The following is a 12,230-nucleotide window of genomic DNA, read 5'->3' as shown; positions in this document are numbered from 1 at the left end:
CGCGCCGTCGTAGAGTCCAGGTCATGGAACCGCCCGAGGTGCGCCTCGAGAACAGCGACACCGTGTACGACTTCTACCGCGATCACCGCCAGAACCGCCTGCAGGCTTGGGGGGCTTACGCCATTCTCGGCCGCCGCTACCATCCCCGCGTCACCTACGCGGAGGGCGCGCGCGCAGCGCTGCGCACGGCGATCAGGCAGAACAGGCCGTTACTCATCGCGATCAACCATCTGTCCGAGAGCGATCCCTACACCGTGGCCGCGGCCGCTTGGCGCAGCGGGCTACGGCGGGTGATCGGCCGGGTGCGCGTGCTGGCCAAGGACGAGTTGTTCGCCGATCCCGATCAGCGGCGCAAGATCGACATGATGGGCGGCATCCCGGTGTTCCGCGGCAAGGACCACGGCATCCGCGCGGTGAACGCCGCGGGCCAGCGCATGATGGATGTCTGCGCGGAGCGGATGGCCCGCGGCGACGGCATCGCGGTCTTCCCCGAGGGCACTTGCAACGACGTGGACCCGGCCCGCGTGCAAGCGGTGGGCAGCGGTATCGGGCACATCGCGTTCCGGGCGATGAAGCTCGGCGCCGAGCCGGTGCTGGTGTCCATGGCGCTGAGCTACGGGCCGCGCGATGATCCGTCGGTGCAGCCGACGAAGGAGGAGGCCAAGGGCGCCAGCTTCCACTTCGGCGTCCCCGTGCTCGACCTGCCGCCCCGGCCCGGCGACATCGCCAAGCTGGTGCGCGTGGATTTGCAGAAGGCGCTCGACAGCGCCGTCGAGGCGTATTGACGGCCTACTGCGGCAGGTTCAGCCGGTCGCGCGCCCAGTGCGGCACCATCCCCAGGTATTCGGGACGGGTCTCGATGAAGTGGTGGACCGTCCGGCACATGGGCAGCGCGCCGAGTTTGTCCTCGCGCGTGCTGTTCAAGGCCGTCTCGACCAACAGCCGCGCGTAACCCTGGCCCTCGTAGCTCGGGTAGATCTCGGTGTGCACGAACGCGCGCTCGGACGCCGTGTCCTGATATTCGGCGTAGCCGGCGATCGCACCGTCGACGTAGATCTCGAAACGTTCCAGTGCGGTGTTGTTGCTGACCTCGGTCGACATGGCTCGACGCTACTCTGTGCCCCGGTTTCCGGGTAAATCACACTCCGGAGCGGGCGAAATCCCGCCACCGACTTGTCCGGCCCGGCGGCCCTGCGCAGAATGCTTCTGGTCGGGTCCGTCGTCGCGCGCGAGCGGGCAGGCTCGGGGAGGTACGGAAATGATGAGGACACTGCGGGTTTCGCGGGTCGCGGCCGCCGTCGTCGCCGCGGGCCTGCTCGGGGGATCGGTCGTCACCGGCGTCGCGGACGCCGCGCCCGCGGTGGCGTTCGGCACGTGTCCCGCGGGGTCCGTGACCGCCGATCGGGGCGTGCAGTGCGCCGTCGTCGCCGTCCCGATGAACTACGCCGACCCGGACGGCGCCCGGATCGAGTTGACCGTCAGCCGGATCGCCGCCACGGGCGAGCGGCGGGGTGTCCTGTTCGCCAACCCCGGCGGCCCCGGTGCGGACGCGCTGGACTTCTGGGCTCGCCGGTTGGAGGTGTTTCCCGCCGCGCTCGCCCAGCACTACGACCGGATCGCCGTCCAGCCGCGCGGATTGCGCTGGGCCACGCCGCTGGAATGCGGCACGAGCGCGAAGGACGGGCCGGGCCAGCAGGTCTCGCTGGGCGGCGGCAATCGCGACGAGATCAAGAAGGCTTGCGATGCGGCGCAGCCCGGATATCTGGACACCATCACCACCGAGAACACCGCGCGGGACATGGACGCCGTGCGCGCCGCCCTCGGGCTGGAGCGGATCGGCTACCTCGGCACGTCCTACGGCACCTACCTCGGCGCGGTCTACGCGGCGCTGTTCGGCGACCGGGTGGACCGGATGATCCTGGACTCCAACGTCAACCCGGACTGGGTGTGGACCGAGGAATTCGCCCAGCAGCAGATAGCGGGCAAACAACGCCTCGACGACCTGTTCGCCTGGATCGCCGAACACGACGGCGAATACCACCTCGGCGACACCGCGCTGCAGGTCTACCGCACCTGGGTGCGGTTGGCGGCGGGCCAGGGCGGCGGTTGGTACGCCAACCTGACCCCGCCACCGGCGAGCATCGCCGACCTGCCCGGCGCCCTCCCCGAACCGTTGGCCGAGATCGCCAGGGACGGCTACACCGGAAGCGTCGAGCAGCTCGGCAAGTTGCAGAACCTGTTGCGCACCTTGGTGAGCGGCGGTGTCTCGGCGCAGGTGCCCTTGCTCGGCGCCACCACCGTGGCCACCTATACCCGCACTTTCTGGCCGACCTTCGCCCGCGCGATGGCCGACGCCGCGGCCGACCCGGCGAACGTGCAGCGTCTGCGGGCCATCGAGGGGGCGACCTCGACCGATCCCACCGGGCGGTTCGTGTTCAGCGCGATCACCTGCAACGAGAACGCCGTGCCGGGCAGGCCCGAACTGCTCGGCGCCGCGGCGGGCACCATCGCCTCCGGCGGCAACGCCATGGACGCGCGCGCCGACCTCGTGCGCTCGGGAATGGCCTGTGGTTCCTGGAAGCCCGTGACCAAGCCGGTGCCGATCAACGGTGCGGGCCTTGGCACCCCGCCGCTGGTATTGCAGAGCAAGCACGACGCGCTGACCAAATACGAAGGCGGCCCGGCGATGGCCGCGGCGCTGGGCGGCACGCTGGTCGTCGTAGACGGCGGCGACCACGGCACCTTCGGTCGCGGCAACCGCGCGGTGGACGAGGCGGTGCTCACCTACCTGCACACCGGGAAGGTGGACATCACCCGCGCCGACCAGGCGCCGCTGCCCGTCGGCTGAGTAGTTCGGCCTGTCGATGAAGCGTCCCGCGGCGGAGGTGTCGTGGTGCGGCGCGTCCGGTCACGCCCGAGAATGTGGGGATGACATCCGCTGCGCGAGTGATCCTCGCTCCGGACAAGTTCAAGGGGTCGCTCGCCGCGCCGGAAGTGGCGGCGGCCCTGGCTGCCGGATTGCGGAAGCGCGCGCCCGGCGCGGAGATCCGGCAGGTGCCGGTGGCAGACGGGGGTGACGGCACGGTCGAGGCGTTCGTCGCGGCCGGTTGGACGCGGGTGGAGGTGACGGCGCCAGGACCGACCGGCGTACCGCGCCCGACGGCCTACGCCCGGCACGGGGCGAGGGCCGTCGTCGAATTGGCTGCCGTGGTCGGTCTGGCCCACTTACCCGATGCGCAGCCCGACCCGTTGGGCGCGAGCACGTACGGGCTCGGCGTGGTCTTGGCGCACGCTATGGAACACGGTGCTACCGAGATCGTGCTCGGTTTGGGTGGCAGCGCCTCCACCGACGGCGGCGCGGGCATGGTGCAGGCGCTCGGCGTCCGCGTCCTCGACAGCGACGGACGGGAACTGCCGCGCGGCGGAGCGGCTTTGGCCCGCGCGGTGCGAGTGGACCGCTCCGGCGTGCACCCCGGTGTCGCCGGCACCAGGTTCACGCTGGCCTGCGATGTGGACAATCCGCTGCTCGGCCCGACCGGCGCGACGGCGGTATACGCGCCACAGAAGGGGGCCGGGCCCGCCGACCTCGACGTTCTCGAAAACGCCCTCGCCACTTGGGCGCGGCTCGCCGGGCCCGAGTTCGCGCGGCTGCCCGGCGCGGGCGCGGCGGGCGGCACGGGTTTCGGGGCGCTCGCCGTGCTGGGTGCGCGGGTGCGCAGTGGCATCGAGGTCGTGCTCGAATCCCTCGATTTTCCCGCCCTGCTCGCCGCAGCCGCCCTCGTGGTCACCGGTGAAGGGTCGCTCGATCGGCAGAGTCTGCACGGCAAGGCGCCGGTCGGCGTGTGCGCGGCCGCTCGGAAGGCGAACGTCCCGGTGGTGGCCGTGGCGGGCCGCGCGCTGCTCACGCCCGAGGAGATCCGGTCCGCGGGTTTCGCGGATTGCTATGCGCTCGCCGATCTCGCGCCCGACCCCGAACGCTCGATGTCCGATGCGGCGGTGCTGCTCGAACGCGTCGGCGGGCGGATCGCCGAGGAGTGGCTGGATTAGCTCGCCGACGCGAGGAGGTTCGCGGACAGCTCGTTCTTGTGCCGGTCGCCCCACTCCTCGAGCGGACGCAACGCCACGGCCAGCTCCTCGCCGAGCGGGGTGAGCGAGTATTCGACCCGGGGCGGTACCTCGGGATAGACCTCGCGGTGCACTACACCGCTGGCCTCCAGCTGGCGCAGGTTCTCGGCGAGCACCTTCTCGCTGACCCCGTCGAGCAGCCTGCGGATCCGGCCGAAGCGCTGGGGGCCTGCCCCGAGCACCCACATCAGGTGCATCTTCCACTTGCCGCCGACGACATCGATCGCGACCGTCATGCCGCACACTTCGTGATCCGCGTCACTGCTCATGCCCACCGCGCTCCTCTGACCTCGTTTCGGACCTCGAGGTAAGCAACCGCACCTCGACGTTCGGTCTTCCCGACCCTACCTGCGGGAACGACGATGAACACCGGCGCCGACGCAAGTAACCGACGAGAACCGAAGGAACACATCATGTCCGAGCAGACCACCGCCCGCACTGTCTCCGTCGTGGGCCTGGGGCCGATGGGGCAGGCGATGGTCCGGGCCTTCCTGGCCGCGGGCGTCGAGGTGACGGTGTGGAACCGCAGCCCCGAGAAGGTCGACGCCATGGTCGAACTCGGCGCGAAGCGCGCCGCGACCGTCGCCGAGGCGCTCGACGCCAACGAGGTCACCGTGCTCAGCCTCACCCACTACGCGGCGATGTACGACGTGCTGGGCCCGGCAACCGGCCACCTCGAGGGCAAAGTGATCGCGAACCTGTCGTCCGATTCGCCGGAGAAGGCCCGCCGGGGCGCGGAGTGGGTGCGCTCGCACGGTGCGCAATTCCTCTCCGGCGGCGTCATGTCGGCGGGGGACAACATCACGCATCCGGCGTCCTACATCTTCTACAGCGGCCCGCGTGCGGTGTTCGACGCGCACGCCGAGTTGCTGCGGCCGTTGAGCCCGCAGGAGTACCTCGGCGCCGACGATGGCTTGGCGCAGGTCTTCTACCAGGGACTGCTGACCATCTTCCATCCCTGGTTGCTCGCCTTCGACCAGGCCACGGCGATGATCGACCGCTCAGGTCACGACATCGCCACCTTCGTTCCCTTCGCGATCCGCTCGGCCGCCGCATTCCCCTATTTCATGGAGGAGTTCTCGGTTGCCAATCAGAACGGCGGCTGGGCTTCGACGGCGAGCCTGAAGATGATGGACGCGGGGGCGCAGCACGTCATCGACGCGAGTGAAGAAGTCGGCGTGGACGCCGTGCTCTCGCACACGGCCCAGGAGCTGTGGCGCAAGGCCGTCGCTGCCAGCGAGGAGGCCGGAAAGCCCATCTCCACCTACGCCCTCCTCCGCAACCCCTGACCACCCCGTCATCCGGCCTCGCCGAGCCGGCCGGTTCCTCGTCCGCGCGAGGAGCCGACCGGCTTCGCGAGGCCGGTTCGCTTTCGTCGACGCGAACCGCTCCATAAAGAGAGCACTGCTCTTGACTTTGCCGCACCCGGCGTGGAACACTTCTCTCTATAGAGAGCAGCGCTCACAACAAGGAGTGGTCATGGACCTCAGCACCCGCTACATCGGCCCCGCCGGATTCGACGCGGTCTTCAACCGGATCGCCAACCTGCTGCCGAAGCTCGGCATCAGCGTGATGGGGTCGCGATTGCTCGCGGTGCGTGGGCGCAAGAGCGGCGAGTGGCGCACCACGATGGTCAACCTGATGGTGCGCGAAGACGGCCAGCGCTTCCTGGTCGCTCCGCGCGGGCACACGCAGTGGGTGCGCAACCTGCGCGTGGCGGGTGGCGGCGAGCTGCGGCTCGGCCGCAAGGTCGAGACGTTCACCGCCACCGAGGTGGCCGACGCCGACAAGGTGCCGCTGCTGCGCCTCTACTTGCAGAAGTGGGGCTGGGAGGTCGGGAAGTTCTTCGAGGGCGTGACCAAGGACGCCACCGACGAGGAACTCGCCGCTATCGCGCCCGGGTTCCCGGTCTTCCGGCTGAACTAGCGCGGACGGGCCAGGAACTCGATGGCGGCGGCGTAACCCTGGATGCCCATCCCCGCGATCACCGCGGTGGCGATCGCGGAGATGTAGGAGTGCTGCCGGAACTCCTCGCGCGCGTGCACGTTGCTGATGTGCACCTCGACGATCGGGAGTTCCGGAATCACCAGCGCGTCCCGGAGCGCCACCGAGGTATGGGTGAGTCCGCCGGGATTGATCACGATGCCCGACTCGGCGCCCCGCGCCTGGTGGATGCGGTCGATGAGCGCGCCTTCGGAGTTGGACTGGAAGGCGACGACCTTCCGGTCGAACTTCGCCGCGGTCCGCTCGCACAACCGCACGACGTCGTCCAGCGTCGCGGACCCGTACACCTCCGGTTGCCGGATGCCGAGCATGTTCAGGTTCGGTCCGTTCAGAACCAGGATCGGGCCCGGCGTCGCGGTCGCAGCCATGCACGGCAAGATACCGCGCCGCCCGACGCCGGACCCGACCGGCTACAGCCCCTGCGGACCTTCCGAGCGCAGGTCGTCGACCTTGCGCATGGCCTCGCGCAGTTCCTCCAGCCACGTCTCGGCGTGCTTGCCCGCCAGCTTCACCGTCCAGGCCAGCGCGTCGGCGCGGGAACGGGCTACGCCGGCGTCGACCAAGGTGTCGAGCACCTTGCGTTCCGGCTGGCGCAGGCGGGTCATGACGGGGACGGCGAGGTGGGTGAACATGATCCGCTCCCCGTCCACCGACACGCCCCAGGCCACATTGCGCCGGTAGCGGTGCTGCGCTTCGTTCGCGATCTGCATGCGGGCCGGCCGGGTCGACTCGCGGAACCGGGCGACCGCGCCCTCCTTCGTCGCGCGCGGTACTTCTTCGGTCGGAGCCTCCGCGTCGTCGGCGTCCGGCTTCTTCTCCGGCTGCGGAATCGGCAGCTCCCCGATGACGACGATTTCGTCCCGGTCGACCTCGATTACCGGCGGGCCGGTGAACCAGTCATTTGGCAATCTTCCGGCGAACCAGTCGGGCACGTCCGACGGATCCGGCAGATCGGCCTGCTGCCAGCCCCCTGTCCGCCCGAAGCCCCGGCCGCGGTGTGCGTTTCTCATGATGGGTCACCTACTTACTGTGGTGCGGTGCTTTCAATGATTACAAGATTACTTCTCAATGCGCCGCTCGGGTGTCCGCTGTGTGCGAACAGGGGTCCGATTGCTTCGATCCGCACCCTTCGGGGTATTTATTGATTCGAAACGTCGAGGGCGGTGGTAACCGCGCGACTTTTCGAGAAGGCCGGTACGGTAGCGGCGCCGGTTGCCGCCGACCGGCTGGGCGATGATCATGAAAGGCCCCCCGAGATGCAAGATCCCGGGGCAGAATTGGGATGCTGAGCATGGGTAACGTCCGCGCTACGGAGGCATCGCGGTCTGGTCTTTTTCGGGTACGGTGGTCTTGTTACTGGAGTGACAAGAGTGAAGAGTGGGCGACATGGACGTGTGGGGATCCCGCCGCTTTCGTGTTCGCGGCGCAATGGCACTCATGGGGGTGGCGGCGCTCGCGCTCGGGATCGGGTCGTGCGGGATACACGAGAAGCAGAACGAAGCCGAAGCGGTCGTGGAGCGCTTCACCGATCTGCTCGACGATCAGGACTACACCAAGGCGGCAGACCTGACGTCGTATCCCACTGCGGCCACAGCAACCCTCAAGCAAATGTTTACCGGGCTCCAGGGCGCCAAGGTCGACTACCGCAAGACCCAGTTCATCGGTCTCGACGCGCAGTCGGCGATCTTCAGCATGGACGTCGAGTGGAGCTTCGGCGAGAAGAAGACCTGGAACTACAGCCTGGAAGGCAATGTGCGCAAGCTGGCCATCGGCTGGCGGATCTCCTGGGAGCCCGCGGTCGTGATGCCCCAGCTCACGCACAACCGGACCGTGCAGCTGGTGCGCACCTACCCGACGCCTGCGCCGCGGGTCAACGACATCGCCGGCGCGCCGTTGATGACCGAGCAGGTCATCAACGTCGTCAAGCTCGACCCCGCCAAGATGCCCGACCCGATCGCGTCGACCGACGCGCTGGCCAAGGCGATCGAGCCGGTCGCGCCGTTGATCACCGGGCCGTCGCTGATGCAACAGCTGGCCACTTCGCAGGGCAAGCCCATCGTCGCGGTGAACCTGCGCGAGGGTGACTTCGCGATCCTGGAACCGCGGATGGCGCCGATTCCCGGCGTGGTGCTGGAGAAGCAGCCCCGGCTGATCTCCGCCGACCGCCGGGTCTGGTCGCCGATGCTGGACGCGCTGCGCAAGGTGCAGCAGGAAAGCCAGGAGGCGCACTCCGGATGGGGCGTCCAGCTGTTCGAGCCGGACGGGCGGTTCATCACCCAGCTCGCGGGCCAGCAGGGCCCGCCGGGACCGGACATCGCGGGCACGATGGACCAGCGCTTGCAGCGTGCCGCCGAGGACGCGGTGGTCAGCGTGCCCACGCAGGCCTCGATCGTGGCGATCCAGCCGTCGACCGGGGCGGTGGTGGCCGTCGCACAGAACAGCCAGGCCAGTGAGCACGGGTCGGTGGCGTTCACCGGGCTGTATCCGGTGGGCGGCGCCATGGAGCTGTTCCGCGCGGTCGCGGCGTCGGCCAAGGGCAAAGCGCCGCAGGACGTGTCGGTGCAGGACGCGGCCGAGGCGGCGACCGCGCTGGGCGTCGGCATCGACTTCAAGGTCCCCGGCCTCGACGAGGTCACCGGCCGTCTGGCCATCGCGGGACGCAGCGCCGAGCAGGTGGTGCAAGGTGGCGGTTCGGACGCCGTGCTGGCCAGCCCGTTCGGCATGGCCATCGCCGCGGCCACGATCGTGCGCGGGGAGGTGCCGCCGCCGATGATCGAGGCCGGTCGCCCCAGCGCCACCGATGCCCGGCTCGACCCGCTGCCGCCGCAGGCCGCCGACCGGCTGCGCGGCATGCTCCGCGACGCCTCCAACGCGCCGGAGCTGGCGAGTGTGCGCCGCTACCGCGACGTCGACGCGTTCGCCGCGACCGCGGGCCCGGACGGGTGGCTGATCGGGGCGATGGGCGATCTGGTCTTCGCGATCCACATCAACGACGTGGACAGCAAGGACGCGACCGCGCGGATGGCGGCCAGGATGCTACAGGCGCTGGCGACTCCGGAGCCGTGATCGCCGCACGGCTTCGGACACCGCCCGCCAGCCGAGCAGGAACACCGCGAGCACGACGCCTGCCACCAGCATGAAGCTGACCGCCGTGCCCTGACCGCTGATCACCCGCAGCAACATGCCCCCGACCAGGGTGCACGCCCAGATGACGACGCCCGCGGGCCACAGGGCGGCGATGTCGAACCGCGCGTCGGCGGCGGCGGTGCGCCATCGCAGCGACACCACGACCAGCCAGCCGAGGACCAATCCCGTGGCGAACGGCCACGCGGTGCGCAGCAGCCCGGCGAGCACCGCCTCGTCGTGGCTGCGCCTGCCGATCGCGCAGAAGACGACGACGAGCAGCGTATCGAGCACGAAGGGCAGTAGTTTCCGCACGCGGGCCAGCGTAACGGGGATCCGGATGCGGTCGCGGTCACAGCCGCCGCTGCTCGAACTCCCGCTCGAATTCCGCGTCGTCGGCCTGCCGTCTGCGGAACAGGAACAGGAAAACGATCCAGCCCGCGATCGCGACCAGGATGAAGCTCACCATGCGATAGACGAACGCCGCGGCGACCGCCTGCGCGGCGGGCAGTCCCGCCGCGGCGGTGAGGCCGTAGATCAGGGTGGCGTCGACGTAGACGATGCCGCCCGGCGCGAAGGGGATGGACCCGACCGCCTTGCCCACGGCGAAGGCGAGCAGCAGACCGGCGATGCGCGGATCGGCGCCCACCGCGTAACAGGCCGCGCCGAGGCAGGCCACGTCGGCGAAACGGTGCATCAGCGCCCAGAGCGCGACCAAGACGCCGTCGCGCTTGCCGAGTTTCACCGATTCCAGCTGCTCGAGCACGTCCTCGATCTTGGCGGCGCCGGACTCCGGCGGGCGCTTGCGCAGCCGGTTGACCAGCGCCAGCAGTTTGCGCAGCAGCGCCTCCAGCGAACCGGGATGGCGCGAGACGTGGTTGCCCGCCCACACCAGCGCGACAACCGCGGCCACCGAGAGGATCAGCTTGAACGGGCCGACGCGCCCGCCCGCCAGCAGTGTGCCGCCGACACCGAGCAAGGCCAGCCCCACCGCGGCGACCACACCGGAGAACACCAGCTGCCAGGAGGCGACGATCGGACTGGCGCCCCAGCGCCTGGTCTGCCGGTAGGTGAACGCGGTGGAGAACACCTGGCCCGCGGGCAAGGTCACCGACATCGCCGTAGCGCCGTAGACCACCGCGACGGACTTCCGCTGACTCACCGCGACGCCCCCCGCGTTGAGCAGCTGCTTCTGCACCCGGCCGAACCCGCTCATCGACACGGCCTGCAGCCAGATCGCTGCGGCCAGCCAACCCCAGTGGATCTCGGTGAGCGTGCGCCAGGACTCGTGCAGGCGCGGCCAGAGGTACACGCCCTCGGCGATCAGCAGGGCCAGCAGCGCGGCGCCGAGCACCCATTTCAGCCAGCGGAATCTGCCACGGCGGGAACCCGCCATGGGCGGCGGCGTGGGATCGCCTGCCAGTTCCCCTTCGGCCGTCACGCGGTCAGCCTAACGAACGCACCGTTTCGACATCGGTATCGTCGTGCGCGTCGGCCCGTTCCCGTGGCCAGGCCAGGAGCGTTTTCCTGCGTCTGCCGCGCAGCTGCACCTCGTCGCCGGTTTCCCACTGGTCCTGCTCGCTTTCCTCGGCGAAATACAGCGCACTGCCCGAGGCCAGCGTTCGGCCGGGACGTTCTTTGGCCAGCTCGGTGAGCCGGGATGCCTCGTTGACCGGATCCCCGATCACCGTGTACTCGAAGCGGTTGGCCGCGCCGATGTTGCCCGCGACGGCCAAGCCGGCCGAGACGCCGATGCCGATATCGAGGCCGGGCACTTCCCGCAGGGTTTCGCGCAGTTCGCGCGCGGCGGCGAGCGCGGCGGTCGGCGCGTCCGGACGATCCAGCGGCGCGCCGAAGATGGCCAGCGCCGCGTCGCCGACGAACTTGTTCACGAAGCCGTGGTGGCGGTCGATCACGTCGACCACGATGCGGAAGAACTCGTTGAGCAGGCTGACCACCTCGGTGGGCGGGCGTTCGGCCGCGGTGGCGGTGGAGCCGACCATGTCGACGAACAGCACGGCGACGAACCGGGTCTCGCCGCCGAGTTCGGTGCCGTAGTCCAGCGCCCGCTGCGCCACCTCCTCGCCGACGTGCTGACCGAACAGCTCTTGGAGCTGGCGGCGCTTGGCGGCCTCCTCCATCATCCGGTTGAAACCGACCTGCAGCAGACCGATCTCGCTGCCGTCGAAGACCTCGACCTGCACGTCGCGCGCCCCGGCCTGGACCCGGTCGATGGCCTGGCTGAGCTGGCGCACCGGGTCGGAGATGCTCGAACCGGTGAGCATGGACAGCGCGAGGGCCTGCATGATCACCACGCCGCACAGCAGCAGGATGGAAATGGCCAGCGACTGTGCGGAGAACTTCACGTCCGAGGAGATCTGGGTGACGCACAGCAGCACGATGGCGATGGTGGGGGCGAAGGTGCCCATGCCCCAGGTCATCGCCATCCTGGTGCCGACGCCCGGGGTGAGGGTGTGGTCGAAGGTGCCCTCGGTCAGCGCCTGGGCCGCGACCGGGCGCAGGATGCGTTCGCCCAGCATGTAGGTGAAGCCGAACACGATGGTCGCGGCCATGCACTCGGTGACGATGACCGCGCCGGCCAGCGCGGGAGTGTCCCTGATGATCAGCGCGGCCAGCACGGCGCCGCCGATCAGCCACAGCGCGAGATGCAGGATCGCCTGGCGCAGTGGTGCGTGCAGCGCGGCCATCTGCTCCTGGCGGCTCGGCGGACCGCCGCGCATCTGCCAGCGCATCACCGGGCGCAGCATCAGCGCGGACGCGGCCATGCTGAGCAGGCCCCCTGCCACGAAGACGACGGCAGGGACGAGCAGGCCGGTGCGCCTGGCACCGGAGGCCTCACCCTCGGGGACCGGGAGCCCGTACTGGATGAACGCCCACACCAGGACCGCGCCGAAAGCGTTCGCCAGCAGCATCGATGTCAGGTACAGCGGCCAGCGCGTTCGCATGGTCTGTTTGAC

13 protein-coding genes are annotated in these 12,230 nt (G+C 69.7%); 6 read left to right on the top strand and 7 right to left on the bottom strand.

Annotated elements, in window-relative coordinates:
* The first annotated feature begins 23 nt into the window (after window positions 1–23).
* Window positions 24–785, top strand: a complete 762-nt coding sequence (locus NNI01S_RS01440; protein WP_063016640.1) for a lysophospholipid acyltransferase family protein — start codon at window positions 24–26, stop codon at window positions 783–785.
* 4 nt (window positions 786–789) lie between these two features.
* Here NNI01S_RS01440 and NNI01S_RS01435 read toward each other — a convergent pair whose 3' ends face one another.
* Window positions 790–1,101: a GNAT family N-acetyltransferase gene (locus NNI01S_RS01435; protein ID WP_063016638.1), complete on the bottom strand. Its 312-nt coding sequence runs from the start codon at window positions 1,099–1,101 to the stop codon at window positions 790–792.
* 157 nt (window positions 1,102–1,258) lie between these two features.
* Here NNI01S_RS01435 and NNI01S_RS01430 point away from each other — a divergent pair, with 157 nt between their 5' ends.
* Both NNI01S_RS01430 and NNI01S_RS01425 read left to right on the top strand, forming a co-directional pair.
* Window positions 1,259–2,848, top strand: a complete 1,590-nt coding sequence (locus NNI01S_RS01430) for an alpha/beta hydrolase (RefSeq protein ID WP_063016637.1) — start codon at window positions 1,259–1,261, stop codon at window positions 2,846–2,848.
* 80 nt (window positions 2,849–2,928) lie between these two features.
* On the top strand, window positions 2,929–4,047 hold the full coding sequence (locus NNI01S_RS01425; RefSeq protein WP_063016635.1) for a glycerate kinase: 1,119 nt from the start codon (window positions 2,929–2,931) through the stop codon (window positions 4,045–4,047).
* Here NNI01S_RS01425 and NNI01S_RS01420 read toward each other — a convergent pair.
* Window positions 4,044–4,394, bottom strand: a complete 351-nt coding sequence (locus NNI01S_RS01420) for a winged helix-turn-helix transcriptional regulator (protein ID WP_063016632.1) — start codon at window positions 4,392–4,394, stop codon at window positions 4,044–4,046. The two genes, NNI01S_RS01425 and NNI01S_RS01420, sit on opposite strands and share 4 nt — an antisense overlap.
* A 93-nt stretch (window positions 4,395–4,487) precedes the next feature.
* Between NNI01S_RS01420 and NNI01S_RS01415 the strand changes: the two genes are divergently transcribed.
* Window positions 4,488–5,414, top strand: coding sequence for an imine reductase family protein (locus tag NNI01S_RS01415; RefSeq protein WP_494407694.1), 927 nt, complete (start codon window positions 4,488–4,490; stop codon window positions 5,412–5,414).
* 190 nt (window positions 5,415–5,604) lie between these two features.
* Window positions 5,605–6,051, top strand: coding sequence for a nitroreductase family deazaflavin-dependent oxidoreductase (locus NNI01S_RS01410; RefSeq protein WP_063016630.1), 447 nt, complete (start codon window positions 5,605–5,607; stop codon window positions 6,049–6,051).
* On the opposite strand, the gene aroQ is transcribed toward NNI01S_RS01410, so the two are convergent.
* The gene (gene aroQ, locus NNI01S_RS01405; protein WP_063016628.1) at window positions 6,048–6,497 is read right to left on the bottom strand and encodes a type II 3-dehydroquinate dehydratase; all 450 of its coding nucleotides are present in this window, start codon (window positions 6,495–6,497) and stop codon (window positions 6,048–6,050) included. The genes NNI01S_RS01410 and aroQ overlap by 4 nt on opposite strands.
* 42 nt (window positions 6,498–6,539) lie before the next feature.
* Complete coding sequence (abmR, locus tag NNI01S_RS01400) at window positions 6,540–7,139, bottom strand: ATP-binding transcription factor AbmR (protein WP_063016626.1); 600 nt, start codon at window positions 7,137–7,139, stop codon at window positions 6,540–6,542.
* A gap of 418 nt (window positions 7,140–7,557) precedes the next feature.
* On the opposite strand from abmR, the gene NNI01S_RS01395 reads away from it, so the two are divergent.
* Entirely contained in the window at window positions 7,558–9,195 is a 1,638-nt protein-coding gene (locus tag NNI01S_RS01395) for an NTF2-like N-terminal transpeptidase domain-containing protein (protein ID WP_063016625.1), read from the top strand.
* Here NNI01S_RS01395 and NNI01S_RS01390 read toward each other — a convergent pair.
* The 3 genes from NNI01S_RS01390 to NNI01S_RS01380 are packed head-to-tail and all read right to left on the bottom strand — an operon-like array spanning window position 9,166 to window position 12,218.
* Window positions 9,166–9,567 (bottom strand): DUF3054 domain-containing protein, encoded by a 402-nt coding sequence (locus tag NNI01S_RS01390; RefSeq protein ID WP_063016623.1) that lies wholly within the window; start codon window positions 9,565–9,567, stop codon window positions 9,166–9,168. The two genes, NNI01S_RS01395 and NNI01S_RS01390, sit on opposite strands and share 30 nt — an antisense overlap.
* 37 nt (window positions 9,568–9,604) lie before the next feature.
* Window positions 9,605–10,693 (bottom strand): lysylphosphatidylglycerol synthase transmembrane domain-containing protein, encoded by a 1,089-nt coding sequence (locus tag NNI01S_RS01385; RefSeq protein ID WP_063016621.1) that lies wholly within the window; start codon window positions 10,691–10,693, stop codon window positions 9,605–9,607.
* Between the two features lie 4 nt (window positions 10,694–10,697).
* Window positions 10,698–12,218 carry an adenylate/guanylate cyclase domain-containing protein gene (locus NNI01S_RS01380; RefSeq protein ID WP_174554345.1) on the bottom strand — a complete coding sequence of 507 codons (1,521 nt, stop codon included), beginning with the start codon at window positions 12,216–12,218 and terminating at the stop codon, window positions 10,698–10,700.
* Window positions 12,219–12,230: the final 12 nt, after the last annotated feature.

The sequence above is a fragment of the Nocardia niwae NBRC 108934 = DSM 45340 genome (assembly GCF_001613465.1).
Lineage (GTDB): Bacteria > Actinomycetota > Actinomycetes > Mycobacteriales > Mycobacteriaceae > Nocardia > Nocardia niwae.
The sequence above is the reverse complement of the archived record's forward strand: the minus strand, read 5'-3'. Positions and strand labels throughout refer to the sequence as shown.